This is a genomic window from Myxococcales bacterium, assembly GCA_012513515.1.
Taxonomy (GTDB): Bacteria; UBA10199; UBA10199; order 2-02-FULL-44-16; family JAAZCA01; genus JAAZCA01.
Map to the genome: position 1 here is coordinate 127,565 of JAAZCA010000019.1, position 25,762 is coordinate 153,326.

Annotated in this window: 21 protein-coding genes; 15 read left to right on the top strand and 6 right to left on the bottom strand. The window is 48.6% G+C overall.

Annotated elements, in window-relative coordinates:
• Positions 1–275 precede the first annotated feature (275 nt).
• The 3 genes from GX659_04310 to GX659_04320 all read left to right on the top strand — a co-directional run bounded on the left by GX659_04310 (position 276) and on the right by GX659_04320 (position 6,575).
• Positions 276–2,879, top strand: coding sequence for a glycosyltransferase (locus tag GX659_04310; GenBank protein ID NLD28012.1), 2,604 nt, complete (start codon positions 276–278; stop codon positions 2,877–2,879).
• 377 nt (positions 2,880–3,256) lie between these two features.
• Positions 3,257–4,924, top strand: a complete 1,668-nt coding sequence (locus GX659_04315) for a hypothetical protein (GenBank protein ID NLD28013.1) — start codon at positions 3,257–3,259, stop codon at positions 4,922–4,924.
• A 106-nt stretch (positions 4,925–5,030) separates the two neighbouring features.
• On the top strand, positions 5,031–6,575 hold the full coding sequence (locus GX659_04320) for a hypothetical protein (GenBank protein ID NLD28014.1): 1,545 nt from the start codon (positions 5,031–5,033) through the stop codon (positions 6,573–6,575).
• A gap of 15 nt (positions 6,576–6,590) precedes the next feature.
• On the opposite strand, the gene GX659_04325 is transcribed toward GX659_04320, so the two are convergent.
• Complete coding sequence (locus GX659_04325) at positions 6,591–7,001, bottom strand: TM2 domain-containing protein (GenBank protein ID NLD28015.1); 411 nt, start codon at positions 6,999–7,001, stop codon at positions 6,591–6,593.
• Positions 7,002–7,170: 169 nt separating this feature from the next.
• Between GX659_04325 and GX659_04330 the strand changes: the two genes are divergently transcribed.
• From GX659_04330 to GX659_04345, 4 genes are read left to right on the top strand one after another with little or no spacing between them, the layout of a single operon-like run.
• Positions 7,171–7,752: a PadR family transcriptional regulator gene (locus tag GX659_04330; GenBank protein NLD28016.1), complete on the top strand. Its 582-nt coding sequence runs from the start codon at positions 7,171–7,173 to the stop codon at positions 7,750–7,752.
• Positions 7,753–7,755: 3 nt separating this feature from the next.
• Positions 7,756–9,144 (top strand): TolC family protein, encoded by a 1,389-nt coding sequence (locus GX659_04335; protein NLD28017.1) that lies wholly within the window; start codon positions 7,756–7,758, stop codon positions 9,142–9,144.
• Positions 9,120–9,833 (top strand): hypothetical protein, encoded by a 714-nt coding sequence (locus tag GX659_04340; protein ID NLD28018.1) that lies wholly within the window; start codon positions 9,120–9,122, stop codon positions 9,831–9,833. The genes GX659_04335 and GX659_04340 overlap by 25 nt, the downstream gene beginning before the upstream one ends.
• A 3-nt stretch (positions 9,834–9,836) precedes the next feature.
• Positions 9,837–12,875 carry an efflux RND transporter permease subunit gene (locus GX659_04345; protein ID NLD28019.1) on the top strand — a complete coding sequence of 1,013 codons (3,039 nt, stop codon included), beginning with the start codon at positions 9,837–9,839 and terminating at the stop codon, positions 12,873–12,875.
• On the opposite strand, the gene GX659_04350 is transcribed toward GX659_04345, so the two are convergent.
• On the bottom strand, positions 12,865–13,056 hold the full coding sequence (locus tag GX659_04350; protein NLD28020.1) for a hypothetical protein: 192 nt from the start codon (positions 13,054–13,056) through the stop codon (positions 12,865–12,867). The two genes, GX659_04345 and GX659_04350, sit on opposite strands and share 11 nt — an antisense overlap.
• 95 nt (positions 13,057–13,151) lie before the next feature.
• Here GX659_04350 and GX659_04355 point away from each other — a divergent pair, with 95 nt between their 5' ends.
• The 6 genes from GX659_04355 to GX659_04380 all read left to right on the top strand — a co-directional run bounded on the left by GX659_04355 (position 13,152) and on the right by GX659_04380 (position 19,808).
• Positions 13,152–14,390 carry a DEAD/DEAH box helicase gene (locus GX659_04355; GenBank protein NLD28021.1) on the top strand — a complete coding sequence of 413 codons (1,239 nt, stop codon included), beginning with the start codon at positions 13,152–13,154 and terminating at the stop codon, positions 14,388–14,390.
• A gap of 22 nt (positions 14,391–14,412) precedes the next feature.
• The gene (locus GX659_04360; GenBank protein NLD28022.1) at positions 14,413–15,309 is read left to right on the top strand and encodes a hypothetical protein; all 897 of its coding nucleotides are present in this window, start codon (positions 14,413–14,415) and stop codon (positions 15,307–15,309) included.
• Between the two features lie 255 nt (positions 15,310–15,564).
• Positions 15,565–16,404 carry a TIGR02147 family protein gene (locus tag GX659_04365; GenBank protein ID NLD28023.1) on the top strand — a complete coding sequence of 280 codons (840 nt, stop codon included), beginning with the start codon at positions 15,565–15,567 and terminating at the stop codon, positions 16,402–16,404.
• Positions 16,397–16,954, top strand: coding sequence for a hypothetical protein (locus GX659_04370; protein NLD28024.1), 558 nt, complete (start codon positions 16,397–16,399; stop codon positions 16,952–16,954). The genes GX659_04365 and GX659_04370 overlap by 8 nt, the downstream gene beginning before the upstream one ends.
• 116 nt (positions 16,955–17,070) lie before the next feature.
• Complete coding sequence (locus GX659_04375) at positions 17,071–19,047, top strand: hypothetical protein (GenBank protein NLD28025.1); 1,977 nt, start codon at positions 17,071–17,073, stop codon at positions 19,045–19,047.
• A gap of 197 nt (positions 19,048–19,244) precedes the next feature.
• Entirely contained in the window at positions 19,245–19,808 is a 564-nt protein-coding gene (locus GX659_04380; GenBank protein ID NLD28026.1) for a hypothetical protein, read from the top strand.
• 61 nt (positions 19,809–19,869) lie between these two features.
• Here the strand turns inward: GX659_04380 and GX659_04385 are convergent, their stop codons facing one another.
• Positions 19,870–21,768, bottom strand: a complete 1,899-nt coding sequence (locus GX659_04385; protein NLD28027.1) for an ATP-binding cassette domain-containing protein — start codon at positions 21,766–21,768, stop codon at positions 19,870–19,872.
• A 96-nt stretch (positions 21,769–21,864) separates the two neighbouring features.
• Between GX659_04385 and GX659_04390 the strand changes: the two genes are divergently transcribed.
• Positions 21,865–22,137, top strand: a complete 273-nt coding sequence (locus GX659_04390) for a hypothetical protein (GenBank protein ID NLD28028.1) — start codon at positions 21,865–21,867, stop codon at positions 22,135–22,137.
• Between the two features lie 110 nt (positions 22,138–22,247).
• Here the strand turns inward: GX659_04390 and GX659_04395 are convergent, their stop codons facing one another.
• The gene (locus tag GX659_04395) at positions 22,248–23,117 is read right to left on the bottom strand and encodes an IS3 family transposase (protein NLD28029.1); all 870 of its coding nucleotides are present in this window, start codon (positions 23,115–23,117) and stop codon (positions 22,248–22,250) included.
• Complete coding sequence (locus GX659_04400) at positions 23,114–23,464, bottom strand: transposase (protein ID NLD28030.1); 351 nt, start codon at positions 23,462–23,464, stop codon at positions 23,114–23,116. The genes GX659_04395 and GX659_04400 overlap by 4 nt, the downstream gene beginning before the upstream one ends.
• Before the next feature lie 182 nt (positions 23,465–23,646).
• Here GX659_04400 and GX659_04405 point away from each other — a divergent pair, with 182 nt between their 5' ends.
• Complete coding sequence (locus GX659_04405; GenBank protein NLD28031.1) at positions 23,647–24,237, top strand: hypothetical protein; 591 nt, start codon at positions 23,647–23,649, stop codon at positions 24,235–24,237.
• 419 nt (positions 24,238–24,656) lie between these two features.
• On the opposite strand, the gene GX659_04410 is transcribed toward GX659_04405, so the two are convergent.
• Positions 24,657–25,727 (bottom strand): polyprenyl synthetase family protein, encoded by a 1,071-nt coding sequence (locus tag GX659_04410; GenBank protein NLD28032.1) that lies wholly within the window; start codon positions 25,725–25,727, stop codon positions 24,657–24,659.
• Positions 25,728–25,762: the final 35 nt, after the last annotated feature.

Below are 25,762 nucleotides of genomic sequence, written 5' to 3' on the forward strand. Positions count from 1 at the left end.
GCCACAGAATGTTTGATTTCATCGGTTACTGCGACCGGTTCTCGCCCGGTATATCACAGGGATATTTTGATATAAAGCTGTTTTAGCCGATAAGAAAATATCATCTAGGAACAATCATCTTTTCGGGGCTGTCTATATCTGCTATACCTCGCCGGGGAGAAATAAAAAGGGGGAAAGGAAATATGAAGAGAGCTGCGTCGGCTTTGCTGTGGTCGTCGTGCTCCTCTACTGCTCAATCAAATAAAATTTAGATAAAGGATCGGATCACCGAGGGTATGTTCAAAAAACTTTTTAACAAAACCAATCTGCTGGTAGGTATTTCCATCGCCGTCCTGAATATAAGCTTTTGGGCTTACATCAACAGACCTGAGATAGAGCCACCCTGGCCGGACAACGTCCAGGGCTTTTCATATTCTCCCATGAGGGCCGACGATGATCCCTTCCAAGGTGAATTTCCGACCGACGAGGAGATAGAGGGGGATCTCAAGAAGCTATCATCGATGGCCCATGCGGTGAGAATCTACGCGATGGACTCTCTGCACAGTAACGTTCCGAAACTGGCCAGAAAATATAAGCTCAACGTAACACTTGGGGCTTGGATAGACGAAAGGCGCGACAACAACGAGATAGAAATTAACGAACTTGTGAAAGCCGCCGAGGCCAATAGAAATGTGGTGAGGCTCGTGGTCGGCAATGAGGCGCTGCTGAGAGGCAACGTAACCGTGGAGGAGATGATTTCATACCTCGACCGCGTAAGGGCGCAGACCAAGAAGCCGGTCAGCACCGCAGAGCCTTGGCACGTCTGGATCAAGCATCCGGAGCTTGCAGACCATGTGGACTATCTCGGCGTCCATATGCTTCCATACTGGGAAGGTGTGCACGTAGAGGTTGCGGTCGACTACATCGTAAACAGGATGAACGAACTTAAATCCCATTTCCCCGGAAAACCGATAGTCATTTCCGAGGTGGGATGGCCAAGCGAAGGTCGAACCAGGGAGGCATCGGTAGCCTCCCTCGCCAATGAGGCTACCTTTTTAAGGAGATTTTTGCGCAAGGCCGAGGAAGAAGGATACATCTATTATATAATGGAGGCCTTCGACCAGCCGTGGAAGAGAAACACCGAGGGTGCGGTTGGTGCGTACTGGGGAGTTTACGATGTCTATCGTCAGCCGAAATTCCCTTTTACCGAACCTATAGTTTCAATTCCCAACTGGTATATACTCGCCGGCGCATCGGTGGTGATAGGCATCATAATTCTCAGCATAGTGCTGATCGACAGCAAGACCCTCAAGACCAGAGGTAAGAGCTTTCTCGCGATAATAGTATATGCGGCTACGACTGTTGTCGTATGGAATGTCTATAACTATACCCTGCAATACATGACCATAGGTTCCATGCTGGTCGGGGTGCTGATGTTTATGGGTATGGTCGGGGTTGTTGTGATAATACTTTCTGAGGCACATGAATGGGCCGAATTGCTTTGGGTGCGCGAGCGCAAGCGCTTTCTGAAGAGGATAGAGATACCGGACGATCAACTTCCCATGGTTTCCATTCATGTTCCAACCTACAATGAACCTCCGGAGATGATGAAGGAAACTCTCGACGCCCTGGCTGCGCTCGATTATCCGAATTTTGAAGTGATAGTGATGGACAATAACACCAAAGACCCGGCTGTGTGGCAACCTGTTCGTGATTATTGCAAAGAGCTTGGCGATAAATTCCGTTTTTATCACGAGGATTCCCTTGAAGGCTTTAAGGCGGGAGCGCTTAACTATGCACTTCGCAAGACGGATATGAGGGCGCAGGTTATAGGCGTGATAGACAGCGATTACATCGTGAAACCTAACTGGCTCAGGGATCTGGTCCCGCAGTTCGTCGATGAAAAGGTCGCTATAGTTCAGGCACCTCAGGATTATCGCGATGACGGCGAAAATGCCTTCAAGGCGATGTGCTACTCCGAGTATCGTGGATTTTTCTTCATAGGCATGATCACCAGGAACGAGCGCAATGCGATAATTCAGCATGGAACGATGACATTGATAAGAAAGAAGGTGCTTAGCAGCGTCGGCGGGTGGGCGGAGTGGTGCATCACGGAGGATGCCGAACTCGGCCTGCGTATTTTTGAGCAGGGGCATGAGGCGCATTATGTTCCTAAGTGCTACGGCAAGGGAGTGATGCCGGACACCTTCACCGACTACAAAAAGCAGCGTTTTCGCTGGTCCTACGGATCCATACAGATTCTGAAAAGACACGCTTCAAAACTGTTCAAGTCCGGGAATTCCCTGACGCTGGGACAAAAATATCATTTTATCGCAGGATGGCTCCCGTGGATAGCCGATGCTGCAAACATGATCTTTAATTTTGCCGCTCTGTTCTGGACGATAGCGATGCTGCTTGCGCCAAGGAGCGTAGACGCCCCGATGGTGGAGTTTGCGCTTTTTCCGCTTGTTCTATTCTCGTTCAAGATCGGCAAGATGATCTACATCTACAGGTTCCGTGCGCGGGCCTCCGCTCTCAGCATACTGGGTGCGGCCCTTGCCGGTGTCGCGTTGTCGCATACCATAGCCTGCGCTATCGTGCAGGGAATTGTAACCTCCGACAAACCTTTCTTCAGGACGCCCAAGAAGGCCAACGTGCACGCCCTAGCTCGTGCGATGCTGGAATGCCGCGAAGAGCTTCTCTTCGCCACAGCGCTTCTTCTTTCGGCCTATGTTCTTTCCAGCATGAAGGGTATGATGACGCTGGATATGCATCTTTGGATAATAGTCCTGATGATTCAATCCATACCATACCTGGCTACGGTGCTGGTCGCGGTTATAAGCGCCATGCCAAAGCTGTCAGCAAAGTATGTGGGGATCACTCCCTCGATGCACTTCTAGGCTGATGCGATGCGCCTTTATCTTATTCTTCTTGAATTGAGGAATGGGGAAAAGTGATATAAATCAGTTGATTGCTAATGATCGTCACCTTTTGGCTCTAGATTGGGAAGATATATCTTAGTAACCTCTGAAAAATCAGCAAATTCAGGGCCCCTCTAAAAGCTATGCGCTTGCCATCCCCGAATGGCGAAAAGGTTGTCATCCCCGAATGACGAGATGGTCAATTGTCTATGGTTGAAGTTGTTGTTACAGCTAGCTTTTCAGAGGTTCCTTTATATATCCCCTATCCTCCCATTCTGGGTCGAATAAGTTCATCTTGATTCCTAGTTCGGATAATGATTAAAATCCACGGCACACGATCCAACAAAGGAGACTTTATGTCGACGCTGCCGCTGGTAAGCAAGGATGACAGAACTTTTGCTCTTGCACAGGTTTGGGAACGGGAAAATCGCGTTTCCAGCGAAGAGAAGGTCATAAAGGTCTTTCTGGGTGGTCTGCCGGAAACCCCCGATGGCCTCGTCGGTGAGTGGGCGAAGGTCGATGGACAAACAAGACTCCACAATAATTTTTTCTGCGCAGTTTTTAAGCCATTTTCGAAAGTGACAACCGACTGCTTTGATCAGGTGCAAGCCTACTACACCCTGACTCAGATTCAGCGCTATCTTCAAAGCCTGGGCATAGACGTGAAGGGTGCGATCGGAAGCGCGCACGATGGGAAAGATCATCCTATCGTTGCTCATGTCAATGCTGTCGAGGATATGAATGCCTGGTTCTCATTTCAGAGCGATGACCTTACGTTCGGCACTAGCAAGGATAAATGGCACCTGGCTTCCGATGGCGACATCGTGGGTCACGAGGCACACCATCTCATACTCCATCACAGGAATAAAAATCTCGGCAAGTGGTATGCCGGAGAGGGGCGCAGCATACATGAGGGTTTTTCCGATGCCGGCCCGGCATTCTTCATGGATGATCCGGAGATGAGCGAGGATTTTCCTCCGGCGCGCGGCATGCCGGAGAACAAGAACGTCGGCCTAAGGACTGTTGACAACAGTCTGAATCTCGATGAGGTGGGACACGAAGAGCATAGCCGAGGTAGGGTTTACGGCGGATTTTTCTGGGGTCTGAAGAAGAGGCTTCAGTCCGCGATCGAAGCTGGGATGAGATCAGAAGTCTGCGGTGAGCTGAACGACTTCGATATCGCAGTCGCCAGTTGCAAAGCGGCCGACGTAATTGCTTTCATAATGCACGAGCACGCCATTTATTACCTGAGCAAATCGCCGGATTCCGTCGAATTTATCAACGCCGTCTATAGAAGCGCGTATGCATTCTTGAAGAAGTTTCCGGAGGACGCAAAATATTGCGCTTCAATACTTGATGACATAATCATCGAGGGGAAGGCGCGCAGGATGCTTAGGACGGAGGAGACTCCGAAGGAACCGGCGAATATGGCGAGTTTCGCGCCGATCGATCTATCCCAATACCTCCATGATTTGGAGGTTCGTAACGGTCCGAGCGATTTCGTCCTCGATCAGGAGGTTCTTTCTATCACCGGCGGCAGAAAGAGCTACCAGCAGTATTTCACCCTCCCGGATGGCAGGAGTGTGAAGGTGCTGGGCGCGGGCATATCTGCTATAACCGACGAAAATGGCGCGATAGTGGAAATTTCAGATATGGATGTAGTCCCTTTTCTGAGCCGCGATTTTAACAGGAACACTTCGGTAACTCCGCAGAAGGCCGTTCAGAGGGCCGCCGATGTCGCCAGACAGAATTATCTGCAGGCGGATTCGGCAAGAAGAAAATTCGATAAACTCGTCACCTTCGACAAAAAGAGCAGTGAGGAATTCAAGGCCGTCCAGATGGAGTACAGGATCGCGCTCGAGGCATCCGAGTCGGCCAAATCCCTCAATCTTGAGGATGCCAACCTCGTCCTCATCCCGGGCTCTGATGACCTCCACTATGAGTTTGAGATGGGGCTTTCCCTCTATTATGTGAATGCCCGCACGGGTGAAACTATGGTCAAGCCAGACGCCCTCTGGGACTGACTGTAAGTAATTGAAATTATTGCCTTAAATTTTATCACATCGGTAGCAACTTTACTCCCTCCTTTGCCGATAACTTCCTACGACTGTTAAAAATACGGAGGTGTCTGTGAGCACCAAGGAAGGCATGATCAGTGTAGCAAAGGCTGCGCAGAGCACGGCTGACATGTACTTTATGTACGACACCAATCTGGACGGCGAGCTCTCTTCGTATGAGATCGACTCGCACGATCCATATAACCTGGAGTTGTTTCTTAGGTTCATTCAATTCGGTCACGATGGAGTCGGTAGAGATGAAATTCAAAGGCTTATTACAGATCCGAAGTGGTCGGCGATGTTTTTCACGGGCTTGAATACCTTCGTGAAAAAATGGCGCCTCTTGGGGGGTAAACTCGAACGAGATCGAGATGACGACAGGCAGCTAGTTACCTCCCTCCTCCCCCATCTAGAAAAATTTTCGGATGAAGTCGTGCTGAAAGCCATATCGGATTCTAGAGATCTTCTTATCGCACTCGACGCATTGGCAAAGGGCGAGATGGCAAGCGGTGAGCTCACTGAGATGGAGTATTCGGCGTATATGAGATCCATAACTCTGTATCTCAAGCAAAAGGCGGCGGAGCTTCCGGAAAAAAAATTTCTCGAGCTTATGGAGAGGATGCAGACCGAAGTTAGGAGGTGCGGAGACGTTGCGACTTTCTGCCGCGAGCTTTTGAAACCGGAGCAGGTGCAGAGACTCTATAGAAGACTAAAAGGGATGAGCGTGAGAAAAGGGGAAAAGGCTCTTCTCGTGTACGATATCAATAGTGGCGATTATAAAATCATGGTTCGCCCTAAATCGTTTAAGATAGATGTTAAAAAAGACCCCTATCGTCTGCTTGCTATAAACAGGGGCAAGGGTGGTAAGGGCAAAGAAAATATCTTTGAGATGTTTTCAGGAAATTTAAGAGAATATTGTGGGTGGCTGGCCCCGTTCGGGCGCCTGAGGATGCTTCAGGCGGTAAAAGAGGCGAGGGCAAAAATAGAGGAGGCAGGCGCTGAATCATTGGTTGTTGGCTCGGGCAAGGCTCCTCTGAGCCACTCAATTTCCGATGCCCAGGCTCTGGGAATTATCTATGTTGAGAAGCGCTGGTCCAGTATACAAAAGGCAAAAGGTAGCGATGAAGATATAAGAAATGTCTTCGATGGTGTGGATATGGTGGTGGCCCTTGAAGGCTCCAAGGCATACTGCAATGTAAAAAGTCCAGTGGGTGCCCAAGGGATCGCTCAGATTATGTCTATAGCCTATGATGATATAGCGAGGGAGTATCCCACTCTCATTAGGGAAGACTTCATGAAGATTGCCTGCGATTTGGACAATTCCATTCTCGCGGTTTTTTTGCTCATAGATAGAAAGAAACAGACTATAAGTGCGATGTTGAGAAAAGACGGATTTTCTGTGTCTGATGCGATAAAAGGACTTTCCGACAGCGCCATTGCCATTGCATACAACCACAGCGCATACAGCGCGAAACATTTTGTGCAAACTGGGTCTACGAAGGATGTCCCGAGGAAGAGTGCAGAAAATGGAAAGACGCATTACGATATTCCCGAGAATACGGTACGGTATGCCGAATCCTATAAAATCACCGTCGATCTTCTCTCAGCGGGGCTCTAACTCGTCGGTTTGGAATCAAAAACCGATGCGCTGCGATCCGTTAATTACACTGAGCTGATCATTGAGCGTCCAGAGGTCGTATAGGTATCCGATTCCGAAGAGCCCGCCGGTTAGCAGGTAGAGTATTCCCGTTGCCCATTTTTCCATGTAAATCCTGTGGGCCCCAAAGAGGCCGAGAAATGTCAGAAGTATCCATGCCACGGTGTAATTTTTCGGACCTTCCACAAAACGCAAGTCGGCCTCCCTGTCCATCGATGGAATCAGGAAAAGGTCGACTATCCATCCTATCCCCAGAAGTCCAAAGGTGAAGAAATAGAGTGTTCCTGTAAGCGGTCTGCCGTAGTAAAACCTGTGCGCCCCCATGAATCCGAAAATCCAGTAGATGTATCCCATCGGTATGTCATGCGTTCCCCTATTTGAATTCATATATTTTCTCCTCAGTTGTGCTCTTTTCTACACCCTAAATACGATGAGGTCAAACTCCGCGATTTTCCGCCAACTGCGCCTTGACAAGGGGTGTTGAGTCTTGCATAAATTCGCACCTAATATGCCTAATAGATATATAGCGTAGATATATACATACGGGAAATGTCTAATGCCATCCAAGGGAAGGAACAAGACCCGCTATGCCATACTGGGGATGCTCTCGGTGAGGCCTAAATCCGGCTATGATATCAAAAAGGACATCGATAGCGGTTTTGCTTCCCTGTGGAATGAGAGCTTTGGTCAGATATACAAAACTTTGGGAAACCTCGAAGATGGCGGATTCGTGACGAGAAAAAAGTACAGGCAGGGAGGGAGGCCTGACAAGTCGGTGTTTACGATAACCGCGAAGGGCATGAAGGAACTGAGATCATACCTGATGGACCCTGCCGACAAGCTTGTGGTGCGCGATGAATCGATGCTCAAGTTCGCTTTGGGATTCAACGTCGAGCCCGAATATACCGTTCGGCTTCTCGAGAGGGAAATAACCAAAATCAGGGGTACGCTTGAGATGATGAAGGCGAAGCATTGCGAGATGATAAAGGAGCTGGACGGTTTGGACAGCAAGCGGATTCATTTGGAACTCCTGTTTGAAATGGGGGAGGTCTTCTTCACCGATAAAATTCGTTGGTGTCGAAGGGCTGCAGGCGTTTTTCGCAAAAAAACCGCGATGGAAAACAATCATGAGGGATGAAATATGTCTTTAGCTTTCGCAAGAAAAATTCGCGTTGTAACTGTGTTGTTCGTGACCTCTCTGTTTCTCGTCTCCGCGTTATTGGGGACTTCCGAATCCTCGGAACAAAATGTCCTTCGTTTGAGTTTGGAAGAGGCGATAGAGTTGGCCATCGCCGAGAGCGAGACCGTCATGCAGAGCGGCAACGATATAACCAAGAGCGGCTATCGCCGTTCGGAGGCGATATCTGCCGCGCTTCCTCATGTAAACGCAGATGTAGGATACAACTATTATCCCAAAGTTCAGACTGTAGATATGGTCATGCCTGGCGCCGGGCCGATATCGGTGGAGCTCAAGGATGATTTCGATATGACGACATCGGTCACCCTTGAACAACCCATATATACGTTCGGGAAGATACATAATGCGATTCGCGCCGCGACTATAGCTCGCGAGGTCAGCAGATTTAGCAAAGATGCCGTCGAGCGGGAAGTTTCGTATGAAACCGCGAAGGCTTACATAACAGTGCTCCTGGCTCAGGAAGCGCTGAAGATAGCCAGGGAATCTTATAACAATGCCGAAAGTACGCGGGCCATACTGGATGAGCGTTTCGCTATGGGCAGAGTGCCCAAAAGCGACGGGATAAAGGCTCAAGCCGATGTTGCGGCAAGGGTGCCTGTTCTGAAAGAATCTGAATCAGATCTGGATCTGGCGATGCGCCACCTCAAGAGGCTGGTCGGCGCGCAAGAATCACAGAAGGTTATTCTCACCGACGCTCTGGCGAGAAGATTTCCTCGCTACGATGCCGATGCAGCGCTGGCCGATATGTTTGAGATAGAGCCGAGGCTGAAACTCCTGGACCGCACCATAGACCTCAATGCTGCCATAGCCAAGAAGGAGAAAGCGCAGTATTTCCCAACCATCGGCGCGTTTGCCAACTATACGCTCTTCGGTCAGTCGAACAATGCGTGGATCGGTTCGAAAAATTTGCAAAATCTCGGCGCCATCGGCCTCAACATAAGGGTCCCAATCTGGAATGGAAATAAGACGTGGGCGGTGTATCAGCAGGCGCTGATTGACAAGGCCAATGCCGAACTTTCCCTGCGAAGGGCGAACAGGGATCTTGAACTCGAGCTTCGTAATGCAATATCGGAGTATGATTCTATGCTTGCCACATACAGGGCGAACCAAGAGGCTGTCAGACTTTCTAGGGAATCCTTTCAGGCGCAGCAGGACAGCTTCAGGGCCGGGAGTAAGACTCTTACGGATCTGAACGATGCTGAAATGCAGCTTACGCGTAATCGCCTTAACGAGGCTGTGACTCTCTACAAGATCAATAGCAGCATAGCCAGCATAGAGAGGCTTATATCGGGAGGTGGAGAAAAATCATGGAAGAGCAGAGTAGCACAGTGAAGACTGGAAAGTTGGTAAAAACCACATTGATATTTCTGGCCGTCTTGCTTGTGGCTGTCGTCGCCCAGATAATCCGCATCAATATGTCGGAAAAAAAAGAGATGCTCAGTTTTTATTCCGAATGGAATTCAAATGGAGTGCCTGTTGATGTCTGTGTGATGAAGCCATCTGAATACAAGGTCTGGAACAGAGTAACAGCGACTAAGGTTCCCGGCGGCGAAATGCGAAGCTACGTGCCGCGGCAGATGTGGGAATCGATAAGCGTGGGGCAGAACGCTGAAGTAAAAATCAATGGCTATCAGTGTGCTGCCCGGATTTCGTTTATTTCGCAGGTCAGGGATATCGACACCGGGCTGTATGAAGTCAGACTTACCGTATTGGACCCGTCATTATTACCTGACTCCTCTTTCTATCATGCGAGGGTTAATACTCACACATATAGCGGAGTGATAACTCTTCCTGTCGATGCCATTTCGTATGAAGGCGATCTTAAGTCGGCCTGGATTGCGGAAGAGGGTTTGGCTAGAAAGATAGTTCTCGATGACGTGTATTCCGATGGGCTGTTTGTTGTCCTCGATAAAACTGATCTTGCCGGCAAGTTGTTCGTTATAAGAGGCGAAGAAAATTTGGAGGAAGGTCAAAAGGTTTTTATTCACAAAAATATGTCTGATTGCCCAAATGCGGAGTAGAAAATGATAGAATTTTTTGTAAGGCGTCCCGTTACAACCATCGTCTTTGTTCTGTTTTTTATGATTTTGGGAATAGTTTCCTATTTCAATCTCTTTATAGAGAATATGCCGAGGATAGACTTTCCCACGGTGACCATATCCGTCGAGTTTCCAGGTGCGACTCCTTCTGAGGTAGAGACCCAGGTCGTCAAAAAAATCGAAGATGCGGTGGCTGAGCTGTCGGAGATAGATAAGATTACTAGCAAATCCTACGAGAGTTTCGGGATGGTCATAGTGGAGTTCAATCTGGGGACGGATTCTAACGTCAAAGCGATGGAGGCGAAGGATAAGGTGGAGGCGATATTAAACGACCTCCCGGCTGAAATAGAGAAACCTCTTGTTGAAAAATTCGACCCCCTTGCCCTTCCTGTGATGGACCTTATTCTCTCGAGCGATTCGATAGGCAGCAGGGACTTGTACGAATATGCCGACAAGACTCTCAAGAACAAGTTTTCACCCATAGAGGGCGTGGCATCTGTGGATATCTTCGGAGGTAAGGAGAGACAGATAAACATACTTCTCGATCCCGTCCTTGCGCGTGAAAACTTCATAGGCATTACCGACATCATCGGTGCTATTAAGATGAGAAACATGAACGTCCCGGGCGGGAATATAGAGAAAGAGGAACACTCGATCAGCGTAAGGTTTATGGGGGAATTTCTTACCCTAGATGACATTCGGCAGATGGAGCTGGTCTCGCATGACGGAAAAACTATACGCCTCGGTGATGTTGCGATTGTGGAGGATGGTCACAAAGATATAACTTCAATGGCGAGGCTGGATGGCAGGGACGCAGTCGGTCTTTCAATCATCAAGACCAACGATGGCAATACAGTGTCGATAGCCGAGGGGGTTGAACTGGCTCTGCCTGCGATAAAGGCCACACTTCCGGAGGGGATGGAGCTCAGCGTTGGGACCGACAACGCTGCGCAGATCGTCAGGGAGACCAAGGATACGCTGATAAATATTCTAGCCGGAGTTCTTCTCACGGTCGTCGTGCTTTATCTCTTCACGGGAAATTCCCGCACCACCCTGATTGCAGCCCTTGTCATCCCATCCTCCATCGTGTCAGGAATGTTTTTGGCCGACCTATCCGGTTTTACGATCAACATGATGACGCTGATAGCAACGGCCATGGCGCTTGGAACCCTTATCGCCAATGCGATCGTCGTCATAGAGGGAGTCCTTTCGCATCTTGAGAAGGGAGAGGATCCTCTCGATGCGGCGATATTGGGCGCCAAGGAGGTTACGGGTGCCGTCATCGCCTCGGCCGGAACGAACCTGGTCGTTTTTACCCCTATGGCCTTCGTCGGAGGAATCGCCGGGCCTTTCATGAAACAATTTGGTTTGATGGTCGTGTATCTGACTTTATTTTCGCTTCTGGCGTCATTTACCCTGACGCCGATGCTTTGCGGAATGATTCTAAAGAAGAGGGCGGTAGGCGCCGATGGCAAGCCGCTTCCTTCCAGAAGAAGGCTCGTGAGGATCGCCCATCGTTTTATGGATTTTATGCTGCATCAGTATAGGGCCGTTTTCGAAGCCATATTCAGATGGCCGAAGCTGACAGTCGCAGCGGTTCTTATGTCGCTTGTTTTCTCCCTGTTTTTTGTCAGATATATCGGATCTGAATTCGTTCCCGAATCTGACGCCGACAGGATAGTGGTAAAACTCAATGTCCCGCCCGGTTCCACGATAGACAATACGCTTTTGGTTGTGGAACAGGTTGAAAAGCTGGCGACGGGGCAGCCGGAGGTCGTCTCTGTGCTTTCCAACATAGGCGAGAACGGAGTCGAAAACGCGCGCGTCGTTGCTAACCTGCTTCCTGTTGCGGAGAGAAAACGCAGTGACATGGATATAATAAATGCGCTTCTCCCTAGCATCGCGAAGATTCCAGGGGCCGAATTTCATCTTGAACGCGGCGACTCTGTCGGCTCTGGTCACGCGGATCTTACGCTGGATTTGACTGGCGTAGATTATGACAGGATGATCGTCCTTTCCAATGAGGTGATGGAAAGGTTCAACCAAAGCGGAATGTTCAGATCGGTATCGTCGAGCTATAAGAGCCCTAAACCGGAAATAAAGTTTATTCCCGATCAGGAAGCGATGACTACCCAGGGGGTTTCTTACGCCTCTCTTGCGAATTCTATCCGTGCCTCCATATACGGCGACAACTCCAACGTCTATAAGGAGGATGGAGAGGAGTACGATATAAATGTGGAGATGGATCCCTATTATAAAACTACCTTCGATGATCTCGATCAGATCAACATAATTACGACCAAGGGCCTGCTTCCAATAACTATGCTCGGAAAAGTGGAAAGGGAGAGGGCTTTACCTGCGATATGGCACCGTGACAAGGAAAGAATAATAGAGCTTGATGGGTATCTATCAAAAGGCACCGCCGGTGAGGTTATGGCAAAAATGGATGCCATTCTTGCCGATTTTCCCTTTGAAAAGGGCGAGGGGTACAGGTGGGTAGGCGATGTCGAGTTTCAGGAAGAATCGAATCGCGAGTTGGGCAAGGCCTTTATTCTTGCGAGCATACTTACCTTCATGATTCTCGCCGCGCTTCTCAACTCCTGGTATCATCCTTTTACGATAGGGTTGTCGATCATAACGTCATTCACGGGCGTTTTTATGTTCATGTTCTTCGCGAGGTCTTCGTTTAACATAGCGTCTATGCTCGCCATAGTCATGCTCGTGGGTCTTGTCGTGAATAACGCTATTCTCATGCTCGATGCTACGATGCGCAATCGTGAAGCTGGGATGCCTATAAAGGAGGCCCTTTGGAAGGGGATAGAGAGGGAGTTCCGTGCGATATTGATGACCTCTATAACAATCGTATTTGGGGTGTTCCCGCAGATTTTTTCAAACGATGAAGTCAAGGTTTCGATGGGGGTAGTGCTAATAGGAGGAATGCTGGCATCGATTCTTTACACCTTCGTACTGACTCCCGTCATGTTCTGGTATGTCGAACGCCTTCGCGCCAGAATCAGCAACTGACCGATTTCGACTGTATCGCCGGTATTCTTCGCGGGAGCATTTTCATTTCGTTAGCTTCTGACTTCAGCCTTTTCCGTGCTTCGTCGGCCTCGCAGAATGTTAGATGGCGGTCAACGCAGGCTATGCCGACAGCACATGCCGCAGCTTCGTAGCGCATCAAAATTTCGATGATCGATATCATGACTAAGCGCGATCAGCATGCATGATCGGTCTGGCGGGGACGAACGATCTTAAAATATCTTGTTCTTTCCACCTCCTTCAATTAAAAATCCGGTCATGATTGAGAAGAAAAAAGAAATTCTGGAAGCTGTACCTCCGATGGGGAATCATCCCGTTGAAACGGTTGATGTAGGTTTCGATTCGCTCGGTGTTGCGAAGGGTATCCTTGCATCCATAAAGGCCGTGGGTTTTGTAAACCCAACCCCGATACAATCCGCCGTGATACCGGTAGCCTGCTTAGGCAGGGATATAATAGCTCTGGCACAGACAGGTTCTGGGAAAACCGCCGCATTCGCGATCCCCATGACTGAGCGCCTGCTTCACGGCAAGGGGCTGCGTGGTTTGGTTATCTGCCCTACGCGTGAGATAGCCCTTCAGACGAAGGCTTTCCTCGAACTTTTCGGGAAAGATCATGGTCTTGTCAGCCTCTGCCTGATAGGCGGAGTGCGAATGGGGCCGCAGATCAAGGATCTCAAAAGCGGTCCGGATATAGTAGTCGCTACGCCGGGACGCTTGGTGGATCATATGGAAAGAAAAAATCTGAGCCTCAGGAAGGTAGAGGAGCTCGTAATCGACGAGGCCGACCACATGCTCGACCTCGGTTTTCTTCCGCAACTCAGAAAAATTCTGAAAGGGGTTCCTGAAAAGCGCCATACCATGATGTTTTCGGCTACGATGCCGAAGTCGATAGAGAGGCTGGCGAGACAGCATCTCAGGGATCCTGTAATGATAGACATCCTTCCTGATGGAAGGGCTGCAGAGGGAATTGAGCATCGCCTATATCTGGTCGATGAGGCGCATAAAAAGAAATGTTTGATCGCGCTCTTGAATCAGGAGCTTGGGAGCACGCTGGTATTTACCAGAAGGAAGGTAGATGCCGACTGGCTTTGCGGAGTTCTGGAAAAAAATGGCCATCCCGTTGTCAGCATGCATTCCGATCGTTCGCAGAGTGAAAGGACGAGCGCTCTGTCGGGTTTTCGAAAGGGAAGTCATAGGATACTGGTTGCAACCGATATCGCATCGCGCGGCATAGATGTCCCCGGCATCGAGCACATAATAAATTTCGATATACCGCAGACAGTCGAAGAATATATACATCGCGCCGGAAGGACTGCTAGGATGAATGCAAAGGGTATGGTTTCAACGATAGCCTCATGGCTGGATAAGGAGATGGTTTCTAAAATAGAATCGACGCTTGGTAAGGAAATCCCCAGATGTTCGGTTCCCGGGGTCGAGCCTTATGTGGAAACCAAACCGGCACAGAAGGGTGGTCGTCGCAGGCCATCGAGGTGGTGACTTTTAAAAAAAGGGGAAGATGATGAAATCTATAAAGATGATTCTTTTTCTTTTGGCTGTAATTTCCGCAACCCTATTTTTTTCCGGTACCGCCTCAGCACAAGTCGGTTTCCTTCCCGAATTCATGGGCAATGCGGCCGGCGTTGACAGGCCCGGTTTCTGTCTCAAATTTTTTCCCAGCTATTACTATCAGCATTCGATAGCCGCCCATGATGCGGAGGCCGCCTTCGAGCCGCAGTATTTCATTCCAGGGTTTACCGGTGATATAAATAAGGACCAGTTTCAGTTCGCGGTTCATGTGCCGGTTGGATACAGGAGACAGAAGGATGTCGCCGGTTCTGTGGAGTCGGTAACGGGAATCGGGACGATCACTACGACGATAGAATATTACTGGCGCATGATCGATACTGAAGATCTCGATTTCTGGTTCGACAATGGAATTACGGTTGGCTATCCGACTGCAACCGACAATAAGGGGATAAGTTTTGCAGGCAATCCCTATTCGATGCGCATAGGGGGGAACGCGTTTACATTCGGATGGTATCAGGAGTCGATGATCAGGTATAAAAAATTTCTATTGTCGATAATGCCCATAGGGATGACATGGGGATTTTACGACAGGGAGACGGACACCCGCGGAGGGCTTTCTTTGTCCATCATGAACGCTTCCGCAGGATATGCCATCAATGACTACATAAGCCTTGGCGTCAATTTCGGCCTGCTCCTTGGAAACGTCGCAGGAAGCCAGGATGTCTTGAAAAATTCAGTCCCCGTTTCTGTCAGGTTCTACACAGGTCCGGCGGCGCTGATCTCCTTTCTCAAGGATTACGCGATGCAGGTGGGCGTGATAATAGATACCTATACGAAGGACGTGCCCAGGGGGCAGGGGATAGCCATCGCCCTCTGGCATCATTTTTAAGAGGATCATGATTTGGTCCCGCGCCTCGCTTTATCGCTCGGGTTGTCTTTTATGTACTAAATAAATTCAGTTAATATTATTCGTGATTATATTGAATACGTATTTAATTGCTTAACTATATGAAATTTAATTGAATATCTGATTTATTATCCTTTAAAATTTTATTAAATCGTTTACCAATAGAACACGATATTATTTATTTTTTGTGGACTTTGCCCCTCCTTCTGCCGATAATATATCTGAAAGGGATGAGAGATGGCAGATATCTTCACATACATGGATTACAGAAATTATCTCAAGGATGTGTTCGAGGAGTTAAAGCGCGAACGCAGCTCATTTTCCCATAGGCAATTTGCGAGCGCCGCCGGCTTTCGTTCCAGCAATTTCGTTTTGCTCGTCATGCAGGGGAAGCGAAATCTTTCCATCGAGGCTACTATAAAGATATCGAAGGCCCTCAAGCTCAAAAAGAAAGAATCGGAATTTTTTGAAAATCTCGTTCGTTTCAACCAGGCAAAAACAGACGATGAAAGAAACTTTTACTATGGTCGCATTCTTGAAAATCGCGAGTACTTGCTTTCGAGGCCTTTGGAAAAAGGCCAGTATGAATATTATTCAAATTGGTATGTGCCGGTTATTAGAGAGATGCTGCTGATGTCGGATTTTCAGGAGGACCCTGCCTGGATAGCTGATCACGTGGACCCCAAAATTACTGAGAGCGAAGCGAAAGCCGCGCTTGATCTGCTTGTCGGACTCGGCCTCGTCGTTCGCGACGAATCCGGGCGGCTTAAACAGAGTTCGCCACATCTGTTCAGCGGCGATGATATCGCTTCTTTGGCTATAGCCAACTTTCAGCGCGACATGATCAACATGGCCGCTAAATCTATAGATTCCCATAGGATGCTCGAACGTGAAATCGGATCTCTTACATTTGCCGTTTCCAAGAAAAAACTCGATGCGGCGAAAAAAATGATAAGGGAGTTCCGCTCAAAGATGGCAGGTTTTCTAGCCGAAAGCGATGGGGCTGATGCCGTCTATCAGTTTAACTTTCAGCTTTTTAACGTAAGCAAAGAGAACAAAGGAGGGGCTAGTGTATAAAAATATTTCTAAGGTTTTGTTTCTAGTCGGTCTTCTTCTAGTAGTATCTCTATCGGTTTCATGCAACTGGCTCACCGAAACCGGGAACCCCGGCGAGATAGTGGAACATATCAACGATCCCGAAAGCCCATCTCCTGAACCAGGTTATCAAGGTGGGTTAGAAAATTATTTCAATCAGGAGTTTGGAGTAAAAATAGCATATGACGACGAAGTGTGGAGTTTTTCGGAGCGTACGGCATCGACCGCAAAGTTTCTTAGTGAGGCCGATCTCAAAACGAGCGTCATTTTTTCATTTTCCAGAGTAGAAGTCGACTCCTTGCTATCGCATCTTCAAGCCCAATATCCAGACAGGGTGTTTGTGGCATATGATGCCAAGCATGTCAGCGGCTTTAAGTGTAATAAATCTGGCGATGTTGATTCAGAATTTCAGCTCGTCGATTATTACTTCATGTCGGGAAATGTCTTGATTTCAGCTGAGACGATGCTTTTGCCGGAGAGATCCAGCGATGTCGCAGGCTTGATAGATGGAGTCGTGTTCGCTGAGGAATAGCATACTATGAAAAATGGGGGGGAGTGACTTTGAAAGGAGTCGTTCCCATGAAAAACAGGTTTTTTTCGTTATTGTCGCTCTTGATGTGTTTGGGTTTTATGGCGGGCTGTAGCTTTATGGGATCTGCTGGTTTCGACGGCCAGCGAAACAAGGCGCCCAAAATTAACGGCGTCAATCTAGTGAGGTATGATGATTGCTCGCAGCTCAATGTGGAGTTGAAGGAGTTGCTGTTTCAGCAGGTCGAGGCGGAGATAAATCACCGTAAGAACGCGTGTGAGGGGGAGTTCGTTGCTTTTATGCCAGAGGATGAGGGTGGATCGACCAATGGCGCTTCTTACACCGATACAAATATTCAGGAAACCGGAGTTGACGAGGCCGATCTCATAAAGACTGACGGGGAATACACCTTTGCCGTAATCGGCGACGTCGTTATGATAACCTCGGTGTGGCCGGTATCCGGATTTAAAAAGATTTCCGAGATAACACCTGCTCGTGGCAAGGCAAGGGCCCTCTTTCTTGATGGGTCGAAGTTGGTCGTGATCTCAACTTTGAATGGCGCCCACAGCGGCGGCAGTGCTTTCTATCAAAACGGCGATCCCATGTCTGAATTTACCGCTTTGGAATATTACGATGTAACTACTCCTTCCTCGCCGAGGCTCATAAAGAAAGAGGAGTTTGATGGAGAGTTTGTCAGCGCAAGGATGATAGCTTCCAATCTCTATCTGGTGTTGAATTTAGTCATCGAGATGCCGCAGCTTCAATATTCCTTCCCCCATATTATTCCGGAGTGCGACGAAAATGGAATGCCGAAACCCTTGGATGGATATCTTGAATCGCTTGAAAATCTTAAGAATGACCTGATCCGCCAGATAAATTCTCTCAATTTGGACGCCACCGTAGAGAAAATAGAGAAAGCAGGCGGCGGCAAATGCGATCTTATATCCAGAAGTCATGTGGCATTTGGACGCGAGCTTATGACCCTAGTTTCAAGGGATCTTAATTCCGAGAATATTTCTGGAAGCAGTGAGGCGATTCTGGGCAATGGCGGCACGCTATATGCTTCGAGGGATAATTTTTTTATAGGCTCGAAGTTCAGGGACTTTCACGCGCTGTTTAGCTACGATGCTAGCGAGAATACCGTGGTTCATCGGATGAAAATAGGTGGGGAGGGTATGATTTATGGCGGCAGCGCAGCTCTAGAGGGGTATCTTCTCGACAATGCTTTCGAGGGATCCAGATGGTCTTCCCGATATTCAATGTCGCAGTTTGCGATGAGCGAATATGACGGTCATTTCAGAGTAGCCATGACGCGCGGTTGGTGGTCTGGCAACTCCGATGTAAACGACACATATGTCGCGGTTTTCAAAATAAACGATGATTCCTTCGATGAAGTTGGCAGGGTGGAAGGTATTGCTGAAGGCGAACGCCTGTATGCAGTTAGGTTCATAAACGATCGCGCCTACCTTGTTACCTTTCTTCAGATGGATCCGTTTTTCGTCATGGATCTCTCAGACCCGGCAAACCCGAAAGTCCAGGGTGAGCTGAAGATCCCCGGTTTCTCAACGTACCTGCATCCGCTAGACAGGAACAGGATTATAGGCATCGGCTTTGACACCATCGATGAAGGCGATTTCAGATGGAGGCAGGGTATAAAACTTGCCCTTTTCGATGTTTCCGATCCTTCAAATCCAGTCGAGGTCGGAAGTAGGGTTTTTGGCAGCAGAGGGAGCTACTCATCCACGGTAGAGGAACATCACGCCTTTACGTTCGATGTGAAGAATAGGATCCTAGCTCTTCCGCTCGAAATGTACGAGGGTGGAGATGTCTCGATTTTGGGGGATTATAAGACTTCCGGTCTCTCGCTTATCGATATAGATGATGCAAAAAAATTCAATGCGATAGGACGCATAGAAACCTTTTCAGGTGGGTCATCATACTATTATGATGGCGAAGATTCCGATCAAAATAAAGTTTTAAGAAGCGTTATTTTGGATGATGGCAATGGTTCGCGCTTTGTTCTTTCGCTTACCAGCGATTTCATGCTGCTGAATAAGATAGATAAAAAGATGACTCAGATAGGTAAAATTCAGTAAATAGGTAATCGATCGAAATTTGTTGAAGGGGCTGCGCATTAGCGCGGCCCTTCGTGTTTAGCGGTGCGGCGAGGTATTTATTTAACTATTTGTTATCATTAGCAAATAAAGATTTCTGCTTTAAATTAATTTGTCCCTTGTAGTTTGTTTCTTTGAGGATAGAATGCCCCGCTCAAAACCCAAACAGGAGGGGAGCTATGAGAAAGGTGTTTTTGGCTGTTCTGGCGATTGCGGTGGCAGTATCCTTTTCAGCGGTTTCTTTTGCCGATGAAGTCATCGAGCTAAAAGAGAAGACCACGGTTCGCGAAGGAAAGGTAGTGACGAAGGTCGAGGCTAAGGCTCTCGAAACGGGTGCGAAGGTAAAGGCTGAGGAACGTACGACAGATGCCGGCACGACGATGAAGGGCGAGGCGAAAGGTAAGGAGTTCGATGTGAAGACCAAGAGGCATATCACCGATGCCGAGGTCGCAGGCAAGACGAAGGTGAAGATCAAGAACGGCGCGATCAAGAAACTTTCCTTGAATTATGAGTATTATCAGGAAGGCCCTGACTATGTCCTTGAGTACAACATAAAGGATAAAACAGATCCGGATCTCGTCGCTCTGCTCGATTTGACGCCGGAGCAGTTAGAGGCTCTCACCCCTGGGCATCACAAAGTCGTAAGCACAAGCCCCTATACAGCAGATGAGATGAAGGCCAATTTTCAGAATATAATATTGCAGGATATAAAGCAGACCGTAGCTTCCAAAAAGAAGAAATAAGAAATAAGTTTTTGTAGATTTAGAGAGGCGCCCTTTGCGGCGCCTCTTTTTTTGTCAGTGGCTAAATTTTCGGATCGCTTTTATTTTCAAGTTCCACCCATAAATCATAGGAGTGCGCGATTTGCTCGTCTAGCTTGGCGAGTTTTTTTTGGGTCGCTTCTACCCTTTCTCTGCTTTGATATGTTTCAGGATCGGACATAGAAGTGAGCAAATTTTGCCTTTCGCTCTCCATCTCCTCTATTTTTTTGGGGAGGGCTTCGAGCTCTCTTTTTTCGTTGAAAGAGATTTTTTTAGGCTGCTTCGATTTTGTTTTTTTAGTTCCGGCATCTTTGGTTTCTTCGATCTCTGTTTTCGCATCAGGTTGACTGCGCTGTCTCAGCCAGTCATCGTATCCGCCGACATATTCGGCAGCCACGCCGTTTCCCTCCAGCGCGATGGTGCTGGTTACAACGTTATTCAAAAAAGACCTGTCGTGGCTGACCAAGAGCACCGTCCCGCTGTAGTTGATGAGCATTTCTTCGAGTATATCCAGAGAATCGGCGTCGAGGTCGTTTGTAGGCTCATCCAGTACGAGCAGGTTGGATGCTATCGTAAAAAGTTTGGCGAGCATCAGGCGGTTTTTCTCTCCGCCTGAGAGAATTCTGACGGGAGATCTCGACCGCTCTGGCGAAAAAAGGAAATCCTCGAGATATCCAATCACGTGTTTTCTGTTTCCATTTATGGTTAGAAAAGGATTGCCGCCACATATATTTTCCTGAACGCTCTTTTCGCCGTCGAGGCTGTCTCTCAACTGGTCGAAATAGGCGATCTGCAGGTTGGTGCCTTTTCTTACGTTGCCTGAATCAAGGGGGAGATCTTCCAGCAGCATTCGAAGTAGCGTCGTTTTTCCAGACCCATTCGGGCCTATGATGCCTATCTTGTCACCGCGCATTATCGTGGTGGAAAAATTTCTTATTACGGTTTTTGAGCCATACGAAAATGAAGCGTTTTCAACCTCTATTACAAGCCTGCCGGAGCGCTCCGCTTCCTCGGCTTCTAGATGGATTGATCCCATCCTCTGGCGCAACGAACGTTTGAACTCGCGCATGCGATAGAGGGCCTTCACCCGGCCTTCATTGCGCGTTCTTCTTGCGCGAACTCCCTGTCTCAGCCAGGCTTCCTCCTCGGCCAGCTTCTTTTCGAAGAGAGCCTTCTGATTTTCTTCGGCATCGAGGGCTGCCTCCTTGCGCTGAAGATAGGTGTCGTAGCCGCACGCCCAGCTGGTGATTTTGCCGCGATCGATCTCGATTATTCTGGTGGCCAGATTTTTCAAAAACATCCTGTCGTGCGTGACGAAGAGAATCGTACCGGAGTAGTTTTTCAGGTGATCCTCGAGCCAGCTTATGGATTCTATGTCGAGATGATTTGTCGGCTCATCGAGGAGCAGCAGGTCCGGTTTCAATACCAAGGCCCTTGCCATAAGCACTCGGCGCTTCATCCCGGCGGAAAGTTCGCTGCATTCCAGGTCTGGATCGAGTTTCATGTGTGAAATTGCAGAGTTTATCTCTCCGGCCAGGTCCCAGGCGCTTAGCCGTTCCAAACCGAGCTGTACCGCGTCGAGCTGGGCAAGCAGCTGTTCATCGCCGTGATGTTTTTCGAGCTTTGCGCTTATTTCGTGGTATTTTGAAAGGAGTTTACCTTTCTCCTTCAAACCTTCCGCCACGACATCGAAAATTTTGCCGCTTAGTTTTTCGGGGACCTCCTGTGGGAGGTAGGAGAAACTCGCGCCTTTTTCACGCGCGATCTCCCCGGCATCGGGAATGAAATCGCCGACGATGATTTTCATCAGGGTCGACTTCCCCGTCCCGTTTCTTCCGACTAGGCAGACCTTTTCACCTCGTTGGATGCTTAGCGTCGCATCGTCTATCAGGGGCTTGTCGCCGAAGGCTACGCGAAGTCCGCTTATGCTGAGCAGTGCCATATCAAAAACCTTTCAGACGTAACCAGCTATTTTAAATTGTAAGGGGATACGAAATGCTGCCTCATATCAATCATACAACCATTTTTAAAGGGTTAAATTTTTGCAGCGATTGGCGCCTATCTTGACGTCTTGGAAAATTCGGTGGTGGTTTCCATCTCCGATACCGGCATCGGAATCGCCAAGGAGGACCTGCCGAGGCTCTTTCACAAGTTCGAACAGTTTTCTCATTCCAAGAAGGTCGCTGGTGGGACCGGACTCGGGCTGGCGATTTGCAAGGAGATAGTGGAACAACACGGTGGAAGGATATGGGCCGAATCCGAGCATGGGGCGGGGAGCCGATTTTATTTTACCATTCCGATTATAAAATAACTCGGTGGGTGGTTACCCCTTGCAGTTTTTGCCAGCAGTGATAGTTGTAGCCGGTGAAGTTTATAACCATGGAGGTCGATATGAAGATCGTAAAGGTTTGAACCGCGCCCTTATAGTTGGACAGTTTGGGGCTGATTATTAGAAGAGCCTGACTGACCGTTGTTTCGGTTGATTGCATTTTCTCTATTCTTAATCAAGTCCTCAAATTCCGCAGGCGGCAAGTAACCAATGCCGGAGTGCACGCGTTTCTTGTTGTAAACCTCATCTATGAAGTACGATATCCGCTCTATCACGTCGTTGAAGGTCTCGTATTCCCACAGACGAACTTCTTCGTGTTTCAGCGTTTTCATAAAGCTCTCGGCAAACGCGTTGTCGTAAGGATTCCCGCTGCGCGACATGCTGATCTGGAACTTGTGTTGCTTCAGTATGTTCACATAGTCATGGCTTGCGTATTGAACGCCTCTGTCCGAATGATGAATGCAGCCCTCGGGCGGGTTTCGCTGTTCGATCGCGGAATTTAAGGCCGCTATCGTGAGTTCGTTATTGATGCGCTTTGACAATGCCCAACCGACCACCTTGCGCGAATATAGGTCGATCACAACCGCCAGAAAAACAAATCCCGTCTGTATTCTGATATACGTGATGTCTGATACCCAGACTTGGTTTATGCCCGTAACCAACTTTCCCTTCAGGAGATTGGGATATATCGCAAAGCCGTGTTCCGAATCGGTCGTCCTTACGAATGCCCGCTTGATCTCCGCCATAAGCCCATATTTGCGCATGATGCGCCTTATCTTCTTGTGATTGACCGTGATCTCATAGTCCCTTGCCAAATACTCTTTCATCGTTCTGTAACCGGACTTGGGAAAAGTGCTCTGGACATTCTCCATCTTGCCGCGCAAGTCTGCATCGGCTTTATCCCGCTCAGCTCGACTTTTCTTGGGCTTGTAATAATAAGTTGATGTTGAGGTCTCAATCATTTCGCAGGCTCCTTTGACCGAGCCAACGGCTTTGGCGTGACGACGCACGAATTCAACTTTTTCATGCGTAGTGAGCGTTCCTCTATTTTTTTTAGATAATCGACCAGCAAGGTGAGCTCGCCTATCTTCTTCTTGCTCTGCTCCAGCTCGCGCTCCAGCTTCTTCTCTCGGGCCGTTGGCTTGTCGATCAGGCTGCCTTCGTGAACCTGGTTCATCCACCTTGAGATAAGTGACGGCGAGATGTCATTCTCTCTAGCGGCTTGTCCCTGACTGATCATGCCCGCGTCTATCTGTGCTACAAGTTCTCTCTTAAACTGCTGACTAAACGACCGATACTTCTTTCCCATAACTGGCTCCTTTTCCGTGGCTATAGTCCCTATACCACGTTCTTTGGGCCAGTCAGCTATGTTCTAATTTTTACCCCTTATGTGTCCAATCTACGGGGCGCAGTCCAGTTTCTACTGTACTGGCCGCTGTTTTGTTACTTGCTTCCTGTGGGGGTGGAGGCAGCAGTGCCGAGCCAACCTCAATGGAGACAAAAATCGCATCGGGCGCTGCCATTGATAAGTCCGTTTCGGCATGTGGGGATGCTTTAATAGGCGCCCTAAGGCCTGATGGCTCAGCCATGGTAGTTGGTTTACCTAAGTCGCAGATAGATGTGAATGTAGATGAAACTTATGGTTGTAGGACATCCGGTGACATGCGCGTCACTGGAAACCTAAAGGCTAACTGTGAAACGGCAGGTGGCGCAATAATATGCACAGATTTGGATGTCGATTTCGATGTCGATTTCAACGATTGCGTTACGACTACAAGCCCCGAGGAAGACCAGCCCAGCTATGAAGTGACCATAAACGAAGTAGCTAACGTGACATTCGAAGGCGAGATATCCGGTAATGAAGAGGACGGGATAACCTCATCGAGTTTCTCCGGTAACGTGAATGGCACCGTCCAGGTGGCCGGTTCCGATTTCAACTCTGAAGTCGAGCTGAACAACGTCTATTTTTCAGGAAGCGGGGCTGATCCTCAGACTCAGTGCAGCGGAACGACCGATGTGACGATAGATGAAGAGACCGAGGAGTGCACCGTTTCCTCGAATTGTCGGAGCTGCCAGCAGTAGTCCTTTTCTAGAATGTTCAAAAGGGGCGTGGATTTTTTCCGCGCCCCTTTTATTTTGCGCTATGTAAATCGTTCATTCGATACGTGGAGAGATCTTATCTGTAGAAATCAAGATCCGATCAAACATATCTGAAAACCAATTATAAGAGGTTCTGCATTTACTTCTATGTCGACGGGGTTCCCCCGGAGAAGACGTTGGCGCGTCTACGAGACCGACCGTATCCGGAAGTCAAAAATCAGATCGCTTTCCTGATTTGGAGGCCGACAGCGGAGGACATCCAAATCAGCTGAAAGCGACTGATTTATGACGACGGATAGGGAGGCGAAGTGCGCCTTGTCGACGAAGGGGGAAGCCCGTCAAAAGAGAAGTGAATGTTAGGCGGTATTGTAACTCATCTTCAGATCTGTTTGATCGGATTTTTATTTGTACATCTTAGGCTGGGTGGGGAAGGGCATGGCGAGCAGGCTCTCCGAATAAATTTCTATTTCAGCCGCCAGCTTTTTTTGCATTCCAGATTTTTTTAGAATTGTTGTTGCCTTGGTATGCAGTTTTTCAATGTCCTTACCGGCTTTTTCAACGGCTCCAGAAGATATTATCACGGAGCGGATCTTTTCTATTTCGCTTTTGCCTCTCTTTTTTACTGATAGGAACTTTTCTATAGCAGCGCGCGATAAGTGTGGTGAATTTTTGTGAGCGTACCAAAGAAGTAGCGTCTTTTTCGCTTCTTGCAGGTCGCTGGGGTCGTAGTCGTCGGCGCCCTTATCCCCTGGAAGAATCTCCAGGATATCGTCCTTGATCTGAAAAGCCGTACCGAGCAGCAGTCCCGCGTCGAAAAGCTTCTTTACGTCGCTTTCACTTGCGCCGGCGAGCCTTGCCCCCGCGGCCATCGGGAAGGCGAATGTGTACCTTGCGGTCTTGTAGGAGTAGATCCGAAGGATCTTTTCTCTGCTTATCTTTGCAATAGGGGTCCCCTGAACGAGAATCTCTGATATCTGTCCGCATCCGGTATCGCAGGCCGATGCCGCTAGATCCCTCAGCACCATCTCTTTGCTATTCCACTTTTCATCTATTGCGAGCAGGGCCTCCACCCCCATCGAGTAGAGCATGTCTCCGATGACTATCGCCAAATCCTCTCCGGCGATGCTTTTATTTCCCCTCGATTTTAGATGCAGGTTTAGCGCTGCATGCATCGAAGGATTTCCTCTTCTGCTTTCGGAATGGTCGATGATGTCGTCATGAATCAGCGCAAAGTTGTGAAACAGCTCCAGCGACGCGGCGCTTTTGTAAAGTCCGCCTGCTTTATTCTTTGCGAATCCGAGATAGGAGAGAACGAACAGCGTCGGCCTGATTCGCTTGCCGTCGCGAAGAAGGAATTTGGCGATTTCGCGCCTTATGAAGGGAGATATATTTTTCAAAGCGCCGTTTTTAGAAGCACGGCGCAGGCAGGAGGCGAGTTCCCTCTCGACCCGTTTTTTTATTTTAAAAATCATTGGGTTATGTTAGCCTGCGCGGCGTCTCTTATGCA

Bases quoted from the DNA above. Each gene is read 5' to 3' on its own strand.
- GX659_04350 (NLD28020.1), bottom strand. From the start codon at position 13,056: ATGATATCGATCATCGAAATTTTGATGCGCTACGAAGCTGCGGCATGT.
- GX659_04325 (NLD28015.1), bottom strand. From the start codon at position 7,001: ATGAATTCAAATAGGGGAACGCATGACATACCGATGGGATACATCTAC.
- GX659_04410 (NLD28032.1), bottom strand. From the start codon at position 25,727: ATGATTTTTAAAATAAAAAAACGGGTCGAGAGGGAACTCGCCTCCTGC.
- GX659_04330 (NLD28016.1), top strand. From the start codon at position 7,171: ATGCCATCCAAGGGAAGGAACAAGACCCGCTATGCCATACTGGGGATG.
- GX659_04380 (NLD28026.1), top strand. From the start codon at position 19,245: ATGAGAAAGGTGTTTTTGGCTGTTCTGGCGATTGCGGTGGCAGTATCC.
- GX659_04310 (NLD28012.1), top strand. From the start codon at position 276: ATGTTCAAAAAACTTTTTAACAAAACCAATCTGCTGGTAGGTATTTCC.
- GX659_04360 (NLD28022.1), top strand. From the start codon at position 14,413: ATGAAATCTATAAAGATGATTCTTTTTCTTTTGGCTGTAATTTCCGCA.
- GX659_04395 (NLD28029.1), bottom strand. From the start codon at position 23,117: ATGATTGAGACCTCAACATCAACTTATTATTACAAGCCCAAGAAAAGT.
- GX659_04315 (NLD28013.1), top strand. From the start codon at position 3,257: ATGTCGACGCTGCCGCTGGTAAGCAAGGATGACAGAACTTTTGCTCTT.
- GX659_04365 (NLD28023.1), top strand. From the start codon at position 15,565: ATGGCAGATATCTTCACATACATGGATTACAGAAATTATCTCAAGGAT.
- GX659_04405 (NLD28031.1), top strand. From the start codon at position 23,647: ATGGAGACAAAAATCGCATCGGGCGCTGCCATTGATAAGTCCGTTTCG.
- GX659_04340 (NLD28018.1), top strand. From the start codon at position 9,120: ATGGAAGAGCAGAGTAGCACAGTGAAGACTGGAAAGTTGGTAAAAACC.
- GX659_04385 (NLD28027.1), bottom strand. From the start codon at position 21,768: ATGGCACTGCTCAGCATAAGCGGACTTCGCGTAGCCTTCGGCGACAAG.
- GX659_04355 (NLD28021.1), top strand. From the start codon at position 13,152: ATGATTGAGAAGAAAAAAGAAATTCTGGAAGCTGTACCTCCGATGGGG.
- GX659_04335 (NLD28017.1), top strand. From the start codon at position 7,756: ATGTCTTTAGCTTTCGCAAGAAAAATTCGCGTTGTAACTGTGTTGTTC.
- GX659_04400 (NLD28030.1), bottom strand. From the start codon at position 23,464: ATGGGAAAGAAGTATCGGTCGTTTAGTCAGCAGTTTAAGAGAGAACTT.
- GX659_04345 (NLD28019.1), top strand. From the start codon at position 9,837: ATGATAGAATTTTTTGTAAGGCGTCCCGTTACAACCATCGTCTTTGTT.
- GX659_04375 (NLD28025.1), top strand. From the start codon at position 17,071: ATGGGATCTGCTGGTTTCGACGGCCAGCGAAACAAGGCGCCCAAAATT.